17 protein-coding genes are annotated in these 19,091 nt (G+C 63.8%); 3 read left to right on the forward strand and 14 right to left on the reverse strand.

All coding sequences use genetic code 11. The annotated features are described in order from the left end of the window. Nucleotides 1-12: 12 nt before the first annotated feature. The 12 genes from G7026_RS16430 to G7026_RS16485 form a co-directional block, all read right to left on the reverse strand. Nucleotides 13-1,521 (reverse strand): sigma-54-dependent Fis family transcriptional regulator, encoded by a 1,509-nt coding sequence (locus G7026_RS16430; protein WP_181072075.1) that lies wholly within the window; start codon nt 1,519-1,521, stop codon nt 13-15. A gap of 10 nt (nt 1,522-1,531) precedes the next feature. Then, entirely contained in the window at nt 1,532-4,135 is a 2,604-nt protein-coding gene (tssH, locus tag G7026_RS16435; RefSeq protein ID WP_258190312.1) for a type VI secretion system ATPase TssH, read from the reverse strand. 11 nt (nt 4,136-4,146) lie between these two features. Beyond that, entirely contained in the window at nt 4,147-5,154 is a 1,008-nt protein-coding gene (gene tssG / locus G7026_RS16440) for a type VI secretion system baseplate subunit TssG (RefSeq protein WP_181071993.1), read from the reverse strand. After that, nucleotides 5,118-6,908, reverse strand: a complete 1,791-nt coding sequence (gene tssF / locus G7026_RS16445; protein ID WP_181071994.1) for a type VI secretion system baseplate subunit TssF — start codon at nt 6,906-6,908, stop codon at nt 5,118-5,120. The genes tssG and tssF overlap by 37 nt, the downstream gene beginning before the upstream one ends. Nucleotides 6,909-6,936: 28 nt before the next feature. Next, on the reverse strand, nt 6,937-7,212 hold the full coding sequence (locus G7026_RS16450) for a PAAR domain-containing protein (RefSeq protein WP_181071995.1): 276 nt from the start codon (nt 7,210-7,212) through the stop codon (nt 6,937-6,939). Nucleotides 7,213-7,222: 10 nt separating this feature from the next. After that, on the reverse strand, nt 7,223-7,627 hold the full coding sequence (tssE, locus tag G7026_RS16455) for a type VI secretion system baseplate subunit TssE (protein WP_045160064.1): 405 nt from the start codon (nt 7,625-7,627) through the stop codon (nt 7,223-7,225). A gap of 6 nt (nt 7,628-7,633) precedes the next feature. Further along, a complete protein-coding gene (tssC, locus tag G7026_RS16460; RefSeq protein WP_181071996.1) occupies nt 7,634-9,112 on the reverse strand; it encodes a type VI secretion system contractile sheath large subunit in 1,479 nt (492 codons plus the stop codon). 26 nt (nt 9,113-9,138) lie between these two features. Beyond that, nucleotides 9,139-9,645 carry a type VI secretion system contractile sheath small subunit gene (gene tssB / locus G7026_RS16465; RefSeq protein WP_181071997.1) on the reverse strand — a complete coding sequence of 169 codons (507 nt, stop codon included), beginning with the start codon at nt 9,643-9,645 and terminating at the stop codon, nt 9,139-9,141. 33 nt (nt 9,646-9,678) lie between these two features. Next, nucleotides 9,679-11,235 carry a type VI secretion system protein TssA gene (tssA, locus tag G7026_RS16470; RefSeq protein ID WP_181071998.1) on the reverse strand — a complete coding sequence of 519 codons (1,557 nt, stop codon included), beginning with the start codon at nt 11,233-11,235 and terminating at the stop codon, nt 9,679-9,681. 563 nt (nt 11,236-11,798) lie between these two features. Then, nucleotides 11,799-12,695 carry a D-hexose-6-phosphate mutarotase gene (locus tag G7026_RS16475; protein ID WP_181071999.1) on the reverse strand — a complete coding sequence of 299 codons (897 nt, stop codon included), beginning with the start codon at nt 12,693-12,695 and terminating at the stop codon, nt 11,799-11,801. Nucleotides 12,696-12,787: 92 nt separating this feature from the next. Beyond that, a complete protein-coding gene (locus G7026_RS16480; RefSeq protein ID WP_181072000.1) occupies nt 12,788-14,164 on the reverse strand; it encodes a TRAP transporter large permease in 1,377 nt (458 codons plus the stop codon). Then, on the reverse strand, nt 14,157-14,702 hold the full coding sequence (locus tag G7026_RS16485; RefSeq protein WP_181072001.1) for a TRAP transporter small permease subunit: 546 nt from the start codon (nt 14,700-14,702) through the stop codon (nt 14,157-14,159). Before G7026_RS16485 ends, G7026_RS16480 begins: the two co-directional genes overlap by 8 nt. Nucleotides 14,703-15,012: 310 nt before the next feature. Here G7026_RS16485 and G7026_RS16490 point away from each other — a divergent pair, with 310 nt between their 5' ends. After that, on the forward strand, nt 15,013-16,110 hold the full coding sequence (locus tag G7026_RS16490; RefSeq protein WP_181072002.1) for a TRAP transporter substrate-binding protein: 1,098 nt from the start codon (nt 15,013-15,015) through the stop codon (nt 16,108-16,110). A gap of 62 nt (nt 16,111-16,172) precedes the next feature. Here G7026_RS16490 and G7026_RS16495 read toward each other — a convergent pair whose 3' ends face one another. Continuing rightward, entirely contained in the window at nt 16,173-16,598 is a 426-nt protein-coding gene (locus G7026_RS16495; protein ID WP_181072003.1) for an OsmC family protein, read from the reverse strand. Nucleotides 16,599-16,687: 89 nt separating this feature from the next. Next, complete coding sequence (yihA, locus tag G7026_RS16500; RefSeq protein WP_181072004.1) at nt 16,688-17,323, reverse strand: ribosome biogenesis GTP-binding protein YihA/YsxC; 636 nt, start codon at nt 17,321-17,323, stop codon at nt 16,688-16,690. Nucleotides 17,324-17,617: 294 nt separating this feature from the next. On the opposite strand from yihA, the gene G7026_RS16505 reads away from it, so the two are divergent. Then, complete coding sequence (locus tag G7026_RS16505; protein WP_181072005.1) at nt 17,618-18,250, forward strand: c-type cytochrome; 633 nt, start codon at nt 17,618-17,620, stop codon at nt 18,248-18,250. 206 nt (nt 18,251-18,456) lie between these two features. Then, nucleotides 18,457-19,086 carry a thiol:disulfide interchange protein DsbA/DsbL gene (locus tag G7026_RS16510; RefSeq protein WP_181072006.1) on the forward strand — a complete coding sequence of 210 codons (630 nt, stop codon included), beginning with the start codon at nt 18,457-18,459 and terminating at the stop codon, nt 19,084-19,086. The last annotated feature ends 5 nt before the right edge of the window (nt 19,087-19,091 follow it).

Below are 19,091 nucleotides of genomic sequence, written 5' to 3' on the forward strand. Positions count from 1 at the left end.
TTCGGTCCGTCCTTAGAGATCTGCGGGGCTGATGTTCAGCCGTTCCATGCGGTACAGCAGGGTGCGCCGGGGCAGGCCCAGTTCGCGGGCGGCCTGGCTCTGGTTGCCGCCATTCTTGCGCAGGCAGTCGACGAGCAGGTTGCGTTCGACCCGCTCCATGCGTTCGCGCAGGGTCATGCCGCTCTGCTCCAGTCCAGGCTCGATGCGCAGGTTGAAATGCTCGGGAAGCAGTTCGCCGCCTTCGCACAGGAGTACGGCGCGCTCCACCAGACCCTTGAGTTCGCGAACGTTGCCGGGGAATCCATAGCTGGCCAGCTGTTCGAGGGCTGCGTCGGACCAGCGGCAAAGGTCGCGCTGCAGGAAGGTACAGGCCTTGTCCGCGAAGTGCCGGGCCAAGCGGAGAATGTCCTGATCGCGTTCGCGCAGCGGAGGCAGCTCGATGGGGAAATGCGAGAGACGGTAGAAGAGGTCTTCGCGAAAACGCCCCTCTTCGACGCGCTTGCGCAGGTCCTGGTGGGTCGCGGCGACGATCCGCACATCCACCTTGTGGGTGTCGGTGGACCCCAGTGGACGCACCTCGCCTTCCTGCAGCACCCGCAGCAGCTTGGCCTGCAGAAGCAGGGGCATGTCGCCAATCTCATCGAGGAACAGGGTGCCGCCGTCTGCCGCGTCCAGCAGACCGGCGCGGTCGCGGTCAGCACCGGTGAAAGCGCCTTTGCGGTAGCCGAAGAGTTCGCTTTCGAGCAGGTTTTCCGGCAGCGAGGCGCAGTTCTGGACGACGAAGGCTTTGCTGCGACGATAGCCGCAGTCGTGAATGGCACGGGCCACCAGCTCCTTGCCGGTGCCGGTCTCACCGGTCAGCAGCACGCTCACCGGGCTATGCAGGACCTTGCCGATCAACCCGTAGACCGCGCGCATGCAGGCGCTGTCTCCGATCAGGCCATAACCGCTAGCGCAGGGAGCGCTCGGTGCGATCGGCAGGTCCTGGCGCGGCGCCCTCAGGCGCTGCAGGAGTTGTGACTGCGCCAGGGCGAACCTGCCGAGCTGGTCGAGGGAGTCGGCAAAGGCCGACAGCTCACGGGCGTGCCGGGTGGCGGTGACCAGCAACCCGCGAACCCGGCCCTGCTCGTCGGCGAGCGGCAGGCACAGCAGGCTACGCCACGACGGTGAGCGCTCCGGCAGGAAGCTGCTGGCGTGCAGGCTGCTGTCCAGCTCGCCGATGAACAGCCGCTGGTTCTGGCACAGGCAGTACTGCAGCAGCTGCTCGCCATCGTAGTCGCTGGGCAGGCTGGCCGGTTCGCGCGGTTGCAGTTTGTCATCGAGCCATTCGGCCGACAGCGTCAGCCGGGTATGGGTTTCATCGAGCAGGTAGAGCTGGCTCAGGTCGCAGGCCGTCAGCTTGGCCGCGGCCTCCACGAGGCCGGCAAGCAGCGTGTCGGCGCTGGCCGCCCGCGCCAGACCGGCGAAGTGCTCCAGCAGCGACTGCGCATAGCGCAGCGGCTGGGGGACCTGGTCGAACATGGGCGGTGGCTTAAGCGAACTCACAGACCACCGTTCCTTGGCCATCCAGCGTGGCGTGGACCCGCTGCAGGGTTTCGCCGCCGGCCATGGCGTCGAGCAGGCGATCGACCACCAGTGGTTGCAGGTGTTGGTCGATCAGATGGTCGATCAGCCGTGCGCCGCTGTCGCTGTGGGTGCAACGTTCGGCCAGATTCTCCACCAGCGCCTCGCAATGGCTGAACTGCAACTGGCGGCGGGCCAGACGCTCGCCGAAGCGCGACAGCTTGAGCGCCACCAGTTCGTTGAGCACCTCGCCCTGTACCGGGTAATAGGGCACCACGCGCATGCGGGCGAGCAGTGCGGGCTTGAAGTGCTGGGTCAGCGCCGGCCGGATGGCCAGTTCCAGGTCTTCGGTGGCTGGGCGCTGCCCGCCCTGGCAGAGGCTGGCGATACGGTCGCTGGCGAGATTGCTGGTCATCAGGATCAGGGTGTTGCGGAAGTTGATCTCGCGCCCCTCGCCGTCGTTCGCCACGCCCTTGTCGAAGATCTGGTAGAAGACGTTCATCACGTCCGGGTCGGCTTTCTCGACCTCGTCGAGCAGTACGACCGAGTAGGGCTTCTGGCGAACCGCCTCGGTGAGCATGCCGCCTTCACCGTAGCCGACATACCCCGGCGGCGCCCCGATCAGGCGGGAAACGCTGTGCTTTTCCTGGAACTCGGACATGTTGATGGTGGTGAGGAAGCGCTCGCCGCCATACAGCAGGTCGGCCAGGGCCAGGGCGGTTTCGGTCTTGCCGACACCGCTGGGGCCGACCAGCAGGAAGACGCCGACCGGCGCGTCGGGCTTGTTGAGCCCGGCTGCGGTGGCGCGCATCGAGCGGTCCAGTGCCTCGATGGCCTGCTCCTGGCCGCGTACACGCTGGCGCAGGTCCGCGGAGAAGCTGAGCACCTTGCTGTTGTGCTCGCGCGCGAGCTGGGAAAGCGGCACGCCGGTCCAGTGGCTGATCACCTCGGCCACCAGGCGCGGACAGACCTCGAAGCTCACCAGACGCTCGGCGGTCTGGGCGCTGGCGAGTTCGACCTGAAGGTCACGCAGCTCGGCTTCGAGCTGTTCCAGATTCGGGTAGCTTTCCTCTGTGGGCTCTTCGGTATCGCCTGCTAGGCGAGCGGCCGCGCACTGCTTGCGCAGCTCCAGCAGACGTTCGGCCAGGGTGCGTTGCGTGGACCAGCGGGTTTCCAGCTGCTCGAGTTCTGCGCGGGCTGCTGCCAGGCGGGTCTCCAGGCCGTTCAGTGTTTCGGTTTCTATGCTCAGGCCGGCTTCGAGGTCCCGGCGCAAGGCCAGGCGCTGGCGCTCGCCTTCGGCGATCTCGCCGCGCAGCCGTTCCAGCGCCTCGGGCGCCGCCGCCAGGCTGATGCGCACCCGGGCGCAGGCGGTGTCGAGCACGTCCACCGCCTTGTCCGGCAGCTGGCGCCCGGCAAGGTAGCGGGCCGAGAGTTCGGCGGCGGCGACCACGGCGTCGTCGCGCAGGTAGATGCCGTGGCTCTTTTCGTAGACCGGTGCGAGGCCGCGCAGGATGGTCACGGCTTCGTCGACGGTGGGCTCGTGCAATTGGACGGGCTGGAAGCGGCGGGCGAGGGCTGGGTCCTTCTCGAAGTATTTCTTGTATTCGCTCCAGGTGGTGGCGGCGATGGTGCGCAGTTCGCCCCGCGCTAGCGCCGGCTTGAGCAGGTTGGCCGCATCGCCGCTGCCGGCCTGGCCACCGGCGCCGATCAGGGTGTGGGCTTCATCGATGAACAGGATGATCGGCTTGGGCGAGGCCTTGACCTCGTCGATCACCCCTTGCAGGCGGCGCTCGAACTCGCCCTTGACGCTGGCACCGGCCTGCAGCAGTCCGAGGTCCAGGCACAGCAGCTCGACGCCTTTGAGCGCGTCTGGTACCTCGCCGTTGGCGATACGCAGGGCCAGGCCTTCGACGATGGCAGTCTTGCCGACCCCTGCCTCGCCAACCACGATCGGGTTGCTTTTGCGACGGCGCGCGAGGATGTCGATCATCTGGCGGATCGCCGAGTCGCGGCAAAGCACTGGGTCGAGCTTGCCGTCGCGTGCCTGCTGGGTGAAGTTGTGGGTGAAGCGCTCGAGATTCGACTCGCCCGCCGGCGTCGCTTTGCCCGGTGCGGCCTGGGGCTGCTGGGCGAGGGCGAACTCACGCAGGCGCTCGGCATTCAGGCGCGCCAGTAGCGGTTGATAATGGCTGCCGGCGTAGCGCATGGGGTTACGCAGCAGGGCGAGGATCAGTGCGGCCTGATCGATCTGGCTCTGACCGAGTTCGAGATTGCCCACCAATAGAGCGTCTTGCAGCCACTGCACCAGTTCTGCGGAAAACACCGGGTTGCGCGATTCGCTGTGTTCGCCGCGCGGCTGCAGGGCCTGGGCGAGTGTCCCCGCGTCGACATCAGCATCCTGCAGGGCACGTACCAGCAAACCTTCGGGGCGCTCCAGCAGGCCCAGCAGTAGATCTTCGACGAGAATCTTGCTGCCGCCACGCACGACGCAGCGTTCGGCTGCGGCTTCCAGATCCCGCTTGGTCTCGGCATCGAGGGCCTGGACCAGCTGTTGGAGGTCTACGTTGATCATGTTCATCTTCCTTAATGAGTCTGGCTGCCCAGGGTGACCCTGCCGTCGGCGCGTTCGCTGCCGAGCCAACTGGTCCAGCCGAGGCGGCAGGGATTTTCAGCGCCGATGCGCAGGTCGTGAATTTCCTCGCGACGCAGCTCGAGGCGTATGTCGTAGTCGAGTGGGTCGCGCAGGGTGAAGCGCACCAGGGCGCAGAGCGGTTGGTAGCCGCTGCCCACCGGTAGGAATTCGTGGAAACGGTCCCAGCTCAGCTGGCGGATGTGGATGCGAAATTTGCCGCCGCGATCACGCACTCGCTCGCCCAGTACCAGGCTTTCGCCCAGCTGGCTGTTGGCGCGGCCGAGGCGGTTCTGCTGCTCGGCGAGGATCTCTACCTGGCGCTCCAGGCATTGCTCGATGCGCAGGTCGGCGTGCTTGAAGTAGTAGCGCAGTACCGACTCGATCAGCGCCGCCGAATGCGCCCGCAGGCTCAGCAGGCCGAGATAGGGCAGCAGGCGCTTCCAGTTGAGCTCCGAGGCTGCGCGAATCTGCTCGCCGCCCAGACCGATCAGGGCAAACAGCTGCTCGGACAGTGGATCACGTGCGCCGCTGGTGAAGCGCGCACGGTAGCGGTACTTCTGCCAGATCGGCAGCATGAGGCGCTGTAAGCGGTTGTTGAACAGGTCGAGGAATTCGCGCGTCGGGTTACCCTCGGCGCTGTCGCCCAGAGCCTGCTCGCCGTAAAACGCAGGTAACGGAGACCCCGCACCAAACAGGCTGATCAGGTTGATGCGCAGGCGCGCACGCAGCTCGCCGTGCTCCTGGAAGAACTCGACGCGATCGACGTCGCTGCCAGGAAAGCCCAGGCTCGGGTTGGCCTGGAACTCCAAGTGCTCGTAGAGCGCTTCCTCGTCCAGATCGGGATGCGCGGCCTTCAGGCGGTCCATCACCAGCAGCACACCCTGGAACAGGCTGTACTCGCGGATGCCCCGGCTGATCCGGTTCAGAGCAGGGGCTGCTGCCCCATGCGCGGCGTCCATTGATACACCTCTCCCTGTGTGCTCCTGACGCGCAGCTCGTGGTACGAGTTGAGGCTGGCGTACAGCGCGAAGAATTCATTGAGTATCGAGGCGAAGAGGAACAGGTCTCCCTCACCCAGATAACCCTCGGGGTCCATCACCAGCTCCGTGCGCACACCGCGCACCGGCAGGCCGCGGTGCAGCCGGTCGACGTGTTGGTGCCCGATCTCCTTGAGCCCGCCGAGCAGGCGCTTGCTGACCTTTTCCGCGTGCTGGTCGTAGTAGCGCGGCAGGTCATAGGTCTCGAGGATCACCTTGAGCGCTTCGACGTTCGCCAGCGACAGGTAGTTGAGCGACATGTTGCTGATCAGCTTCCAGAGGAAGTCGCGGTGCAGCGGCGGTGCGTAGCTCGGTGTCACGGCGCTGATATTGCGAAAGGTCAGGAACTCAGGCGTGTCTTCGCTGGGCAGGCAGATGTCGCCAAGGCGCAGCTGGCGCGGCAGGTTCTGGTTGGTGCAGGTCAGCTCGATGGACAGCGTCTCGTGTTGGTCGAGGTTGCGCAGGCCGAAGCTGAGATAGGTTTCCAGCCCGTCGCCGAGCATCGAAGGTTGCTGACGCACGCTGTAGTGCGGGCGCGCAACCGGGACGTCGAAACTGGGGTCGTGCTCGAAGGATTCGAACGGCACGTATTCCTCGTAGCCCATGCCGCCGGGCTTCCAGCCAGTGACGCGGTCAACCGAGAAGACGCCGCACTGGCTGCTGTCCAGCTCCGAAGGCAGCAGCAGGTACTGATCCTGCTTGCCGTCCAGGCGAATCGGGATGGCGTCGTGCTCGAACAGGTTGACCACCGGCGTGCAGTACAGCCGCACGTTGTCCAGCGTCGGCCGGATGCGCTGCACGCCGGCCTTGTGGATGTCGAAACGAAGTTCGAAGCCGCGGGCCTGCTCCAGTACCTCCTGCGGCAGGCGCTTGAGGGCATCGAGACCGAGCATGTCGACGAAGAGGAATTTCTCCTGGAAGGCGAAGTATTCCTGCAGGTAGCGATAGCCCCGGAAGGTATTGAGGGGGTAGGGAATCAGCGCCTGGTCTTCGGCGAAGCCCACCGGCTCCAGCTTCGATGGATCTAGCTGCAGCGCGGGCAGAGCGGCGCCGAACCCGTCGGTGAAGGGCTTGCCATCGGCATCCAGGGCGACCAGCTGCACGCCATCGAGGTGACGCAACAGGCTCAGGTAGAGCATCTGGCTGATATAGCGCTCGCCGGCCAGGTGCAGACGCAACTGCTTGAGGTCCAGTTCGCCGAGGTGGCCGTCGGCGGTCATCTGCAGGCGCAGGCTGAGCAGTGCGCCGCCGCCCTTGACCGAATAGTCCAGCCCTTCGAGGGCCAGCGGCAGGACCTCGGTGGCATAGGCGGTGCGAAAACGGCAGGTCACGCCCTGGATCGGCCGGGACTCGACCGGCGTGTTGCGTGGCACCATCAGCGCCGGGCCGGGCCGCTTGACCGGATCGAACTGCAACATGCTGAACGCCGGGAGCGGGCGCATGTAGTTCGGCCACAGCAGATGCATCAGCGAATGGGTCAGCTCCGGCAACTCGTCATCGAGCTTCTGGCGCAGACGCCCGGTGAGAAAGGCAAAGCCCTCGAGCAGCCGCTCGACATCCGGGTCGCGTCCGGCCTGGCCGAGAAACGGCGCCAGCGCTGGGCTGCGCTCGGCAAAGCGCTTGCCCAGCTGACGCAGGGCGGTGAGTTCGCTCTGGTAGTAGTGATTGAACGACATCAGCGGACCATCCTTGTAAAGCGCATGGTCAGCCGCCGATCAGTATGGTGCCCGACCCGGCGATCACCGGATTGCCGTGATCGCCCGTCGTACCCACCGTGGTAGCCGGTTTGCCGTTGATCAGCACCGTTGGGATCACCGCGCTGGCCAGCGCACTGCCACAGGCGGTGGGGTCGCCCATGCGCGCGGCGGGCATGCCGTCGAACAGAACGTCGGGAGAGCCTGCCGCGATGGGGTTGGTGCCGTGGCCTTTTTTCGGGCAATCGGTGGGGTCGCCCAGGCGGGCTGCGGGTTTACCGGACATCAGGCTCTCCTTAGTGGACTTTCACTTGTCCGCTGCCATCCAGGCTCGCGGAAAAACTCACGTGACGCTTGAAGCCGTCGACTTCCAGCAGGCCTTCGATGGCGAAGGACAGGCTCAGTGGATCATGGTCGCGGGGCAGGGATATCACCCTGACCTGACTCAAGCGTGGCTCGTACGCTTCGATGAAGCGTTCGATGGCAATACGCGCCTGTTGCAGCGAGTCATGCAGCGACAGGCGCATATCGTTCAAATCGGGCAACCCGTAGTCGGGCAACGTTTGTACGCTGCCCGCTCGGGTGCTGAGCATCTTGGCCAGATGGGCAGCCACCGAAGCCATTGCCGCGACTTCGCGACTCCAGCCGGCGCGCTTGTCGGCGTCACCGCCGAGGCGTTCGAAAAGGCTGCCGTAGGCCATGGATGCTTATTCCTTGTCCAGCTTGCCAACCAGCGACAGGGTGAAATCAGCACCCATGTACTTGAAGTGCGGGCGCACGTTCAGGCTGACGCGGTACCAGCCCGGCTCGCCGTCAACATCGCTGACAACGACTTGCGCGGCGCGCAGGGGACGACGGCTACGGACTTCGGAGCTTGGGTTTTCCTGGTCGGCGACGTACTGGCGAATCCACTTGTTCAGTTCCAGCTCCAGGTCGGTGCGCTCTTTCCAGGCGCCGATCTGCTCGCGCTGCAGCACCTTGAGGTAGTGCGCGAGGCGGTTGACGATGAACAGGTAAGGCAGCTGGGTGCCAAGCTTGTAGTTGAGCTCGGCGTTCTTGCCTTCTTCGCTGTTGCCGAAGAACTTCGGCTTTTGCGTCGAGTTGGCCGAGAAGAATGCGGCGTTGTCGCTGCCCTTGCGCATGGTCAGGGCGATGAAGCCTTCTTCGGCCAGTTCGTATTCACGACGGTCCGAGACCAGCACTTCGGTCGGGATCTTGGTTTCGATCTCGCCCATGCTCTCGAAGTGGTGCAGCGGCAGGTCTTCCACCGCGCCACCGCTCTGCGGGCCGATGATGTTCGGGCACCAGCGGAACTTGGCGAAGCTGTCGGTCAGGCGGCTGGCGAAGGTGTAGGCGGTGTTGCCCCACAGATAATGCTCGTGGCTGTTGGCCACGTTTTCCTTGTAGACGAAGGATTTGACCGGGTTGTCTTCCGGGTCGTAGGGGTTGCGTAGCAGGAAGCGCGGCACGGTCAGGCCGACGTAACGGGCGTCTTCCTGCTCGCGGAAGCTCTGCCACTTGGCGAACTGCGGGCCTTCGAAGTGATCCTTCAGATCCTTCAGATCCGGCAGGCCGGTGAAGCTTTCCAGGCCGAAGAATTTCGGACCGGCAGCAGCGATGAAGGGCGCATGGGACATGCTCGCGACCGACGCCACGTACTGCATCGTCTTGACGTCCGGTGCGCTCGGATCGAAGAAGTAGTTGGCGATCAGGGCGCCGACCGGCTGGCCACCGAACTGGCCGTATTCGGCGGTGTAGATGTGCTTGTAGAGGCCGGACTGGACCACTTCCGGGCTGTCTTCGAAATCGTCCAGCAGGTCCTGCTTGGAGGCATTGAGAACTTCGAGCTTGATGTTCTCGCGGAAGTTGGTGCGATCGACCAGCAGCTTGAGACCACGCCAGGACGATTCCAGGGCCTGGAATTGCTGATGATGGAGGATTTCATCCATCTGCCGGCTGAGCTTGGCATCGATCTCCGCGATCATGCGGTCGACCATGGCCTTCTTGACCGGCTCGTTCTCGTTCTGCGGCTTGAGCAGTTCTTCGATGAAGGCCGAAACGCCGCGCTTGGCGATGTCATAGGCCTCGTCGTCGGGGGTCAGCTTGGTTTCGGCGATGATGCGGTCGAGGATGCCGGCTTCGGCGAGGTTCTTGCCGCTTTCGACGGCTGCTGCACTAGTGCTCATGGTGTTGGCTTTCCTTGTCGGGAGATTCAGGCGTCCAGTTGTTCTTTCGCGGCGAGGCCCAGTTCGCCGAGTACGCGGTCGCGCGAAACGTCGTCGGCGAGCACGCTTTCGATCGCCTTGCGGAAGGCCGGGGCATTGCCCAGCGGGCCTTTCAGGGCGACCAGGGCGTCGCGCAGTTCCATCAGTTTCTTCAGTTCGGGAACCTGCTCGACCAGGTTGGCCGGGTTGAAGTCCTTCATCGAGTTGATGTTCAGCTGCACGGCCAGTTCTTCGTCGGTGGGCTCGTCCTGCAGGCGGTTCGGAACCGAGAACGTGAGATTCAGCTCCTGCTTGGCCAGTACTTCGTCGAAGCTGTTCTTGTCGATGGCGATCGGCTTGCGGTCTTCGATCTTGCGATCGTCGGCGCGTTGGCTGAAATCGCCGAGCACCATCAGTTTGAGGGGCAGTTCCAGTTCTTCCTGGGCGCCACCAGTGGCGGGCTTGAAGGTGACGTTGATGCGTTCCTTGGGGGCTACCGAGCCTTCTTTGGCCATGGGTCTTCTCCTTTGCGTTTACGGCCCGGGGGCCTAATCGAGTACCACTTCGAGATCGAGGTGGCACAGCCTGCGGTAAATCTCATCCTTGCTTTCACGCACGGCGTGGTTCTGCGGCAGCAGCTCGCAGCAGCTATGCAACAGACGCAGCACCTCGAGGGCGAGATCGGGTTCCCAGTCGCCGAGCCCTGAGGCTTGCAGCGTCTGATCGAGGGATTCGAGCTGGGTCTTTGCCAGGTCGTATTTCTTGGCCTGGAAGCACAGCCGAGCCAAGGTCAGTTGCCAGAAGAAGCGCTCGCGTCCGCCGCGGGCCTGGTTGAGGCCCAGTTTGAGTTTCTGTACGGCGCTCTTGAGCCCGTCCTTGCGCAGCTGCGGAAGCACGTCCTGCAGGGCTTCTTCCCAGGCGGGCGTGCCGCCCTGATTGGCGATCGGCTCGCTCGCGGCCTGGGCGGGCTGCACATGCGGCATCACCCTGGCGCTGATCCAGGCGCGTGTTTCAGCATCGGCGAAAGGCGTGCCGTCATGAAAGCGCAACTCATCGAGACCCGGCATGCGCTGCAGGAACAGCGCGAGCTGGATTTCCACTTCGCGCATGGCGTGCTCGGCGTCGAGCTCGTTCAGGCATTCCCAGGCCAGGCGCTGGCCGTCGAGCCAGAAGGGTGCGCGGGCGATGCTCGCTTCAAGATCCGCCAGCAGATCGGCATAGAGTCCTTGGGAGAAGCGCTCGCGATAGCTCGCCAGCTTGTCCGCCGGGATGCCACGCAGCGCGGTGACCTGCTCGGCGTTGCGTTCAGGCAGGCTGTCGATCGACAGCCACAGCAGGGTGCGCGCCAGGCGCAGCGGCTTGAGGTCAGTAGCCTTCTGCTTCAGCCACCAGCTGCACAATGGGCGGGCCTGATCCTGCAGGCTGCGCAGACTCTTGTGCGCGTCCTTCTCGTGCTCGACCGGTGTGGTGGCAGTGAATACCTGCGCCGCGGCCTGCTTGACCTGGGCGATGGCGGCACCGACCGTGCCGGGTTGCGGGTGGGCGACAGCGGCACGCTTGACCATGTCGTCGAGGCGACGACACAGCGGCAACAGCAGCGGGGCGCTTTCGCCCAGGTGTTCGGAGAGGCAGTTTTCCAGGCCGCGGAGGTCATCGGCCAGCTTGCGGAACAGCGCAAGCTGCTCACCGATTGGCACGTGCTCGGCGAGGGCCTGCTCCATGCGCGGCACCAGCCAGGAAATGGCTGCGGCGCGGGTGCGGTCCTTGCGAGGGTGGAGTTCGAGCCAGTGATGGGAGCACAGGTAATGCAGCAGGCTGACGCCCGCCTGCAAGCCGGCGAAGGATTCGCGCTGGTACAGGCTCCAGGTGAGCCAGGCACAGGCACGCAGATCCTTGGATTGGGTGCCTAGCAGGGTTTCGCTGCCTTCGCGGATCTTCTGCCAGTCGATGCCGCCGGTTTCGTGCACGGCGCTGGCCTTGCCGAGCTCCGCTTCCAGTAGCTCGTAGCCGGGCGTGTAGCGGCTGTCTTCGCCGGCGAAACTGTTATCGGAAACCGGCACTTTGGCCAATTTCAAATAATGAGAGGTCAGTGTGTCTGAATACATCGTCCCTGACTCGGAAGTTCAATCCATGAACTTTTTGGGGCGATCGCCATATATAGCCGGCAATGCCTTGTGAATACGGAAAGTGCGCAAGATCTTGCGCACCTTACTTGCGCAGTTTTTTGCGCAGTCCTTATGGGATGGGCATCCTAGACGCCGTGACCGGCGGGTTCAAGTTGGAAAGTGTGACCTGTCCTGCAGCGTTATACATACAGGCGAAAGGCGTTGAACTTCCGGAGAAGTTGGTGATGTAGCAACTAAGTTGAAGTAAGAGATATGCTGTTGCCATGTAAGTAAAGGCTTACATGGAATTAGGCGGCGGGTCACAGTATGTGGGCGAGAGGTACCTTATATAGCCCCCGCGAGGGCAGTAGGCGTACCGAGCGACTCAGGCGTCCGCCGGATATAGGCCAGGGCCTCAGGCGCAACGCGTGCAGCGAGCCTCAAGGAGGCTATGCGTGGCACCTGTAAGGGCAGCTTTGGCGGCATAGGCGACAGGGGAGGATGGAGTTGTTTAACGGAGAGGCGCGGCGATTCCCGCCACGTCCCGCCGAAATCGCCCGATCTCAGCGCAGCGGCTGGCTATCGATGGTCAGGCCAAGGGTATGACTGGCCCCGGGCGCGAGCGTTACCAGGTCGTCGAGTACGTTGGCCGTCTCGATGCAGAGCATGCGTTGCCAGGCGTCGTCCGCGAAATGCGACAGGCGCTGCGCCTTTGCGATCCAGGGATTCCACAGCACGGCCGAGGCCGAGCCCCGGGACTGAAGGACGATGCGGCGCTTCCAGGCCGGATCCATCAGGCTCAGCGTCGGCGCCAGGCCCAGGTAGACGCGGTCGGTCTCTCCACTGAAGCGAAGGTCGCCGTGCTGCTGGCGTGGCTCCCAGTTCTCCAGCGTTTCGATGTAACGCCGGTCGGCCAGCCCTTCGACCGAGACCTGATGAATATCGCTGATCGCAAAGTAGGTGTGCAGCGCCTGGCTGAACGACACCGCTTGGTCGCCCCGGTTGTCGGTGATCAGGCTCAGATGCAGCGCCTGGTCCAGGCGGATCTCCAGCTGCAGGCCCATGCGCTGGGGCCATTGCGGCCAGCCTTGTTCGGCCTGCGGACAGCGCAGGCGCAGCGTCACGCCATCGGTGTCGACCTCTGGTTCATCCATTGTCCAGTCGATGGCGCGGACTAATCCGTGCGCCGGTGCGGCCTCGCCCTCGTAGAGCTGCTGCACGCTTTGCGGGTTGCGAGCGAGATCGCCGAACCAGGGCCAGCACACCGGAACGCCACCACGTACCGATTGGCCGCTGAGCAGTGCCGCCTCTTCGCTCAGCCAGATGATTGGCGGCGCGTCGCCGCGGCGGTAGTCGAGCACCTGGGCGCCCTGTTCGGCGACTAGCAGCTCGGCGTCGCCATGGCGGATGCGCCAGCAGCTCAATTGGTCCTGTTCGAGGCGTTGAATGTCGGCGGGCATGGGCGCTCCCCTGGTGATGAGTCGTGGGTACGGTGAGTCGAGTTCGTCGCAGAGAAAAAACAACGCCCGTCGGTGACGGGCGTTGGTTGGACTTATCGGCCGTAGACCTGTTCCGGGAGCCAGGTGACGATTCCAGGCCAGAGGTAGGCGACGACGAGCATGCCGATCTGGATCATGATGAAGGGGATCACGCCCTTGTACATGACGCTGGTCGGTACGCTCCTGGGCGTGACGCCGCGCAGGTAGAACAGCGAGAAGCCGAAGGGCGGCGTGAGGAAGGAGGTCTGCAGGTTGAGGGCGAACATCACACCCAGCCAGACTGGGTCCAGCCCCATGGCCAGCAGGATCGGACCGACGATAGGCACGACCACGAAGATGATCTCGATGAAATCGAGGATGAAGCCGAGCAGGAAGATCACCAGCATCACGACCAGGAAGGCGCCAAGCACGCCGCCGGGGAGTTGATGCAGGGCGTCCTCGATCAGCGCTTCGCCGCCGAACCCTCGGAACACCAGGGAGAACAGCGAGGCACCGATCAGGATCAGGAACACCATCGAGGTGATTTCCGTGGTGCCGAAGGCGACCTCCTTGAGCTGCTTGAAATCGAGTTGGCGCTTGGCCAGCGACAGGATCGTGGCGCCCAGGGCACCGATCGCGGCCGCTTCGGTGGGAGTGGCGTAGCCGGCGAGGATCGAGCCCAGCACTGCGCCAATCAACAGCAGCGGCGGCAGTAGCGCGGCAACCAGCTTGCCCCATTCGATCGGGCCCAGCTCCTCCTGGGGCAGCGCCGGCAGCTTCTTCGGCTGGAAGATCGCAGTCAGCGCCAGGTAGAGGATGTAGAGGCCTACCAGCGCCAGGCCGGGAATCAGAGAGCCTACGAACAGGTCGCCCACCGAGACGGTCTTGGGCGAGAAGATGCCCATCTTCAGCTGCGCCTGCTGGAACGCGCTGGACATCACGTCGCCCAGCAGCACCAGGATGATCGACGGCGGGATGATCTGGCCAAGGGTGCCGGTCGCGGCCAGGGTGCCGGTCGCGATTGCCGGATCATAGCCGCGGCGCAGCATGGTCGGCAGAGCCATCAAGCCCATGGTCACGACGGTGGCGCCGACGATGCCGGTGCTGGCGGCCAGCAGGGCGCCGACCACGCAGACGGAGATCGCCAGGCCGCCGCGCATGGTGCCGAACAGGCGCGACATCGATTCGAGCAGATCTTCGGCGACGCGGGACTTTTCCAGCATCACGCCCATGAAGACGAACAGAGGAACCGCCAGCATCGTCTGGTTGTTCATGATGCCGAAGATGCGGTTTGGCAGGGCATGCAGGAAGCCGACGTCGAAGGTGCCGGTTACCACGCCGATGCCGGCGAATAACAACGCCATGCCGCCCAGGGTGAACGCCACGGGGTAGCCCGACATCAGCGCGATGCAGATGCTGACGAACAGCAGAATCGCCATGATCTCAGCCATGCTTGACCTCCAGTTCCGGCAAGCGACCGGCGAGACGGTAGACGACCTTGATCAGGTCAGAGATGGCCTGCAGGCCCAGGCTTGCGACCAGCACGAGAATGATCGACTTCTGCAGGTAGACGAATTTCAGCCCTCCAGACTCGTTGGAGCGCTCGCCCGTCGCCCAGGAATTGCCGACGTAGTCCCAGCTGTTCCAGCCGAGGAACAGACAGACCGGCAACAGGAACAGCAGGTGGCCGAGGCCGTCGATCAGGCCCTGCCGGCGTGCGGAGAACTTCTGATAGAAAATGTCGACGCGTACGTGTCCGCCGCGCTGCAGGGTCCAGGCCGCTGCCCCCATGAAGACCAGCGCATGGCCGTACATCACCGCTTCCTGCAGGGCGATGGCGCCGATGCCGAAGCCGTAGCGCAAGACCACGACGATGGTGGTGCCGAGAACGAGAAACAGGGTTAGCCAGGCGCAGAGTTGGCCGAGTCGCGCGTTGAGGGCATCGATGATGCCCGCCACGCGCAAGGCGGCCGGTGTGGGTGCGGACATTGGTCGAGTCCTTCTTATTAGTGAGAGGAGTGTTGGAGAGGCGGCCGATTCTATGCAGCCCGGTCAATCGCAGCAATCTGCCTACAACTTTAGTCGCGTGAGCTAGGCTTGAGGGGCGCGAGCCTCTATGTTAGCCGAGCCTGAAACAAGCTGTTCGTTTGGGGCTCGTGGCGCGAGCGGTGCAATGCCGCCGTGCACGAGGCGAACGGCTAGCCGTCGGCTATCGACCGGCTTGTCGATGCCGCGCGATTCTGATGGCAAGGGGGCTCCCCGCACCCGCAAGAACAAACAAAAACAAGGAGAAACTCCCATGAAACGTCGCGATATTCTCGCCGCTGCAGGCGTGGGCCTGGCGGCAACGGCCTTGGCCGGCTGCAAGGAAAAGAACGAAGCCGCCGGTGACAACCAAGCCAGCGCCCAGCAAACCTTCAATTGGAAAATGGTGACCTCCTGGCCGAAGAACTTTCCCGGCGTAGGCGTCGGTGCCGAGCGTTTTGCCAAGTTGGTTGAGGACATGAGCGGCGGCCGGTTGAAGATCAAGGTCTACGCCGCTGGTGAGCTGGTGCCCGCGCTCGAGGTATTCGACGCCGTTTCGCGCGGCACCGCTGAAATGGGCCACGGCGCGCCCTATTACTGGAAGGGCAAGGTGCCCGCTGCCCAGTTCTTCTGCGCGCTGCCCTTCGGCCCGAATGCCCAGGAAATGAACGCCTGGCTGCACCGCGGCGGTGGCATGGAGCTTTGGGAGGAGGTCTACAAGCCGTACGGCGTGCTGCCCATGGCCTGTGGCGCCACCGGCGTGCAGACGGCCGGCTGGTTCAATAAGGAAGTCAACTCGGTCGATGATTTCAAGGGCCTGAAGATGCGCACCCCCGGGCTGGGTGGCGAGGTGCTGACCAAGATGGGCGGGACCGTGGTGAACATGCCGGCCGGCGAGATCTTCACTGCGCTGCAGACGGGCGCGATCGACGCCACTGAATGGATCGGACCCTACAACGACCTGGCGCTCGGCCTGCACAAGGCTTCCAAGTATTACTACACGCCGGGCTGGCAGGAGCCGAACGTGACCTTCGAGCTGGACGTCAACCTCAAGGCCTGGGAAACCCTGCCGGCCGACCTGCAGGCGATCGTTCGCGCTGCGGCGCGCGACGTGAACGGCGACATGCTCGACGACTACAACGCCAAGAACATGGAAGCGCTGGAGCAGTTGCGCGAGCAGGGTGTGGAGGTTCGGCGCCTGCCCGATGAAGTGCTGGCACGTCTGAAGGAAGTCGCGGCCGAGGTGGTCGACGCCTCGGCGGCTGCCGACCCGGTCGCCAGCAAGGTCTGGGAGCAGCAGCGTGCCTACCTGGCACGGCTGTACGAATACGCCGAGCTGAACGAGCGGGACATCTACAACATCCGCGGTTGACGCGTGTGAAAAAGCCGCCCAGATCGCAAGGCCTGGGCGGCTTTTTCATGTCTGCACGCGGGTCAGGCCTGCAGCGTGGCGGTCAGGCTGATCTCGGCGTTGAGCACCTTGGATACCGGACAGCCTTCCTTCGCCTGGTTGGCGATCTGCTGAAACTGGGCCTCGTCCGCTCCCGGAACCTTCGCATTGAGTGTCAGCGCAATGGTGGTGATGGCGAAGCCTTCGCCGGACTTGTCCAGGGTGACCTCGGCTTTGGTTTCGATACGTTCGGCGGTAAGGCCTGCCTGGCCGAGCATCATCGACAGCGCCATCGAGAAGCAGCTGGCATGGGCGGCGCCGATGAGCTCTTCGGGGTTGGTGCCCGGAGCGCCCTCGAAGCGGGTATTGAAGCCGTACGGGTTGTCCTTCAGCGCGCCACTTTCGGTGCTGATGGTGCCTTTGCCTTCTTTAAGGTTGCCTTGCCAGACGGCGGATGCGGTCTTTTTCATGTGGCTCTCCTTGAACGTGGGGGTTCTGTTCAGAGGAGCGCCACACGCGCAAGTTCACCGGCCGCTGCGGTCGCCCGGCGCGTTCATGGCTATTCGTCTTCCGGCGTTTCGAGCAGACCGAGCCACTGTGCCAGTACCTCCTGGGCTTGCTCCACACCCTGACGCTTGGGCGCCGAGAAAAGCTGCACGCTGATGCCCTCGCCCCACTGCTGATGGATGTCGCGCTGGATCTTCAGAATGGCGTTCTTCGCCGCGCCAAAGGCCAGCTTGTCGGATTTGGTCAAGAGGATGTGCAGCGGCATGCCGCTGGCACCGGCCCAGTCGAGCATCATCCGGTCGAAGTCCGTCAGCGGATGACGGATGTCCATCATCAGGAACACGCCGGCCAGGCTCTCGCGGCTGCCGAGGTACGCTTCCAAATGGCGTTGCCAGTGCTGTTTGAGCGGGATCGGTACTTTGGCGTAACCATAGCCGGGCAGATCCACCAGTCGCCGCTCGTCGTCCAGCCGGAAGAAGTTGAGCAGTTGGGTGCGCCCAGGCGTTTTCGAGGTGCGCGCCAGGTTGGCGTGGGTCAGGGTATTCAACGCGCTGGACTTGCCGGCGTTGGATCGCCCCGCGAAAGCCACTTCCAGGCCTTCATCGGCTGGGCACTGGTCGACCTTGGCAGCGCTGATCATGAAAGAGGCTTGCTGGCAGAGGCCGATGATGGGGTTTTTCGGGAGCATCAGGAATTCCGGTAGGTACGGGGCGGCGAGGGGTGCGGCAATGCTTCGTTTCAGTTTCGGATTCACCAGTATATAATGCCGCAGATTTTGTGTGCGCTTTGGCCTGCTTAAACCCTTATTACCAGCGCCCAGACCCTTCACCATGGCCTGCGGTCAGGCTCGTATCCGGTGAAGTCCGGGCAGCGGCCGAGGCGCGGCGATGCTGCTTATAAGAAGCGCCAGCGTAAGGGCAGGACACCCGAATGCTGGCGCGAAGAGTCCCTTACAAACCCTTAGCCGTAGTTGGATGAGCTGATGAACAAAGTACTCGTGAGTCTGCTGTTGACCCTGGGCATCACCGGTATGGCCCACGCGGCTGGCGATCCCGAAGCCGGTCAGAGCAAGGCGGCGGTGTGTGGCGCCTGTCACGGCGCGGATGGCAACAGCCCCGCTCCGAACTTCCCGAAGCTGGCCGGTCTGGGCGAGCGCTACCTGCTCAAGCAGCTGCACGACATCAAGGCCGGTTCCACACCTGGCGCCCCGGAAGGCGTTGGTCGCAAAGTGCTGGAAATGACCGGCATGCTCGATCCGTTCTCCGATGAGGATCTGGCCGATCTGGCCGCCTACTTCGCCGGCCAGAAGATGACCATTGGCATGGCCGATCCGGCACTGGTCGCGCGCGGCGAAGAGCTCTATCGCGGCGGCAAGCTCGACCTCGGCATGCCCGCCTGCACCGGCTGCCACGCACCTGATGGCGTAGGTAACGCCCAGGCCGCCTTCCCGCACCTCGGTGGGCAGCACGCACAATACATCGCCAAGCAGCTGACCGACTTCCGTGAAGGTGATCGCACCAACGACGGCGACGCGGCCATCATGCGCAGCATCGCGGCGAAGCTCAGCAACCGTGACATCGAGGCGCTGGCCAGCTACATCCAGGGCCTGCACTGATCACACGCCAATCGGCGACAGCGAAAGGGCGGTCAGGCTATGAGCCTGGCCGCCCTTTTTGTTTTTACGCCCCGCTACACTCTGGGGACGCGCAATGTGCCGCAGCGATAGAAAAACGCTAGCGAGCGCTGCCAATTTGCTGCAACCTGCCCATCGCCGGTGACCCTAGACGGTAGCCGGCTGTCGTTTTCCGCCAAGGAGTCATCATGCGTACATTCATCCTCAGCGCCGTATTTGCCGGTTTCAGCCTCTTCGGTCTGAATGCTCAGGCCGCTGAATTCCAGGCTGGCAAGGAATACGTCGAGCTGTCGAGCCCCGTTCCTGTCGCCGAGCCTTCGAAGATCGAAGTGGTCGAGCTGTTCTGGTATGGCTGCCCGCATTGCTACCAGTTCGAGCCGGTGATCAATCCCTGGGTCGAGCAACTGCCCGACGACGTAGAGTTCAAGCGCATCCCGGCCATGTTCGGTGGCGTCTGGAACATCCACGGCCAACTGTTTCTTACCCTGGACAGCATGGGTGTCGAGCACGACGTGCATGACGCGGTATTCGACGCGATCCACAACAAGCGCATGAAGCTGGCCACGCCCGACGAAATGGCCGCGTTCCTGGCTGGGCAGGGTGTCGACAAGGATGCATTTCTCAAGGCCTACAATTCGTTTGGCGTGAAAGGGCGCATCGAGAAAGCGAAGAAGCTGGGCGCGGCGTATCAGATCACGGGTGTGCCGGTGATGATTGTCAACGGCAAATACCGCTTCGATCTGGGCAGCGCGGGCGGTCCGCAGCGTACCCTGGAGGTCGCCGACTTCCTGATCGAAAAAGAACGCGCAGCCCGGTAACCGCT

This window comes from Stutzerimonas azotifigens, from assembly GCF_013522725.1.
Lineage (GTDB): Bacteria > Pseudomonadota > Gammaproteobacteria > Pseudomonadales > Pseudomonadaceae > Stutzerimonas > Stutzerimonas azotifigens_A.

What these genes read in the sequence shown, in the direction of transcription:
- G7026_RS16430 (WP_181072075.1), bottom strand. Translation starts at nt 1,521, where the DNA reads ATGTTCGACCAGGTCCCCCAGCCGCTGCGCTATGCGCAGTCGCTGCTG.
- tssH (WP_258190312.1), bottom strand. Translation starts at nt 4,135, where the DNA reads ATGATCAACGTAGACCTCCAACAGCTGGTCCAGGCCCTCGATGCCGAG.
- tssG (WP_181071993.1), bottom strand. Translation starts at nt 5,154, where the DNA reads ATGGACGCCGCGCATGGGGCAGCAGCCCCTGCTCTGAACCGGATCAGC.
- tssF (WP_181071994.1), bottom strand. Translation starts at nt 6,908, where the DNA reads ATGTCGTTCAATCACTACTACCAGAGCGAACTCACCGCCCTGCGTCAG.
- G7026_RS16450 (WP_181071995.1), bottom strand. Translation starts at nt 7,212, where the DNA reads ATGTCCGGTAAACCCGCAGCCCGCCTGGGCGACCCCACCGATTGCCCG.
- tssE (WP_045160064.1), bottom strand. Translation starts at nt 7,627, where the DNA reads ATGGCCTACGGCAGCCTTTTCGAACGCCTCGGCGGTGACGCCGACAAG.
- tssC (WP_181071996.1), bottom strand. Translation starts at nt 9,112, where the DNA reads ATGAGCACTAGTGCAGCAGCCGTCGAAAGCGGCAAGAACCTCGCCGAA.
- tssB (WP_181071997.1), bottom strand. Translation starts at nt 9,645, where the DNA reads ATGGCCAAAGAAGGCTCGGTAGCCCCCAAGGAACGCATCAACGTCACC.
- tssA (WP_181071998.1), bottom strand. Translation starts at nt 11,235, where the DNA reads ATGTATTCAGACACACTGACCTCTCATTATTTGAAATTGGCCAAAGTG.
- G7026_RS16475 (WP_181071999.1), bottom strand. Translation starts at nt 12,695, where the DNA reads ATGCCCGCCGACATTCAACGCCTCGAACAGGACCAATTGAGCTGCTGG.
- G7026_RS16480 (WP_181072000.1), bottom strand. Translation starts at nt 14,164, where the DNA reads ATGGCTGAGATCATGGCGATTCTGCTGTTCGTCAGCATCTGCATCGCG.
- G7026_RS16485 (WP_181072001.1), bottom strand. Translation starts at nt 14,702, where the DNA reads ATGTCCGCACCCACACCGGCCGCCTTGCGCGTGGCGGGCATCATCGAT.
- G7026_RS16490 (WP_181072002.1), top strand. Translation starts at nt 15,013, where the DNA reads ATGAAACGTCGCGATATTCTCGCCGCTGCAGGCGTGGGCCTGGCGGCA.
- G7026_RS16495 (WP_181072003.1), bottom strand. Translation starts at nt 16,598, where the DNA reads ATGAAAAAGACCGCATCCGCCGTCTGGCAAGGCAACCTTAAAGAAGGC.
- yihA (WP_181072004.1), bottom strand. Translation starts at nt 17,323, where the DNA reads ATGCTCCCGAAAAACCCCATCATCGGCCTCTGCCAGCAAGCCTCTTTC.
- G7026_RS16505 (WP_181072005.1), top strand. Translation starts at nt 17,618, where the DNA reads ATGAACAAAGTACTCGTGAGTCTGCTGTTGACCCTGGGCATCACCGGT.
- G7026_RS16510 (WP_181072006.1), top strand. Translation starts at nt 18,457, where the DNA reads ATGCGTACATTCATCCTCAGCGCCGTATTTGCCGGTTTCAGCCTCTTC.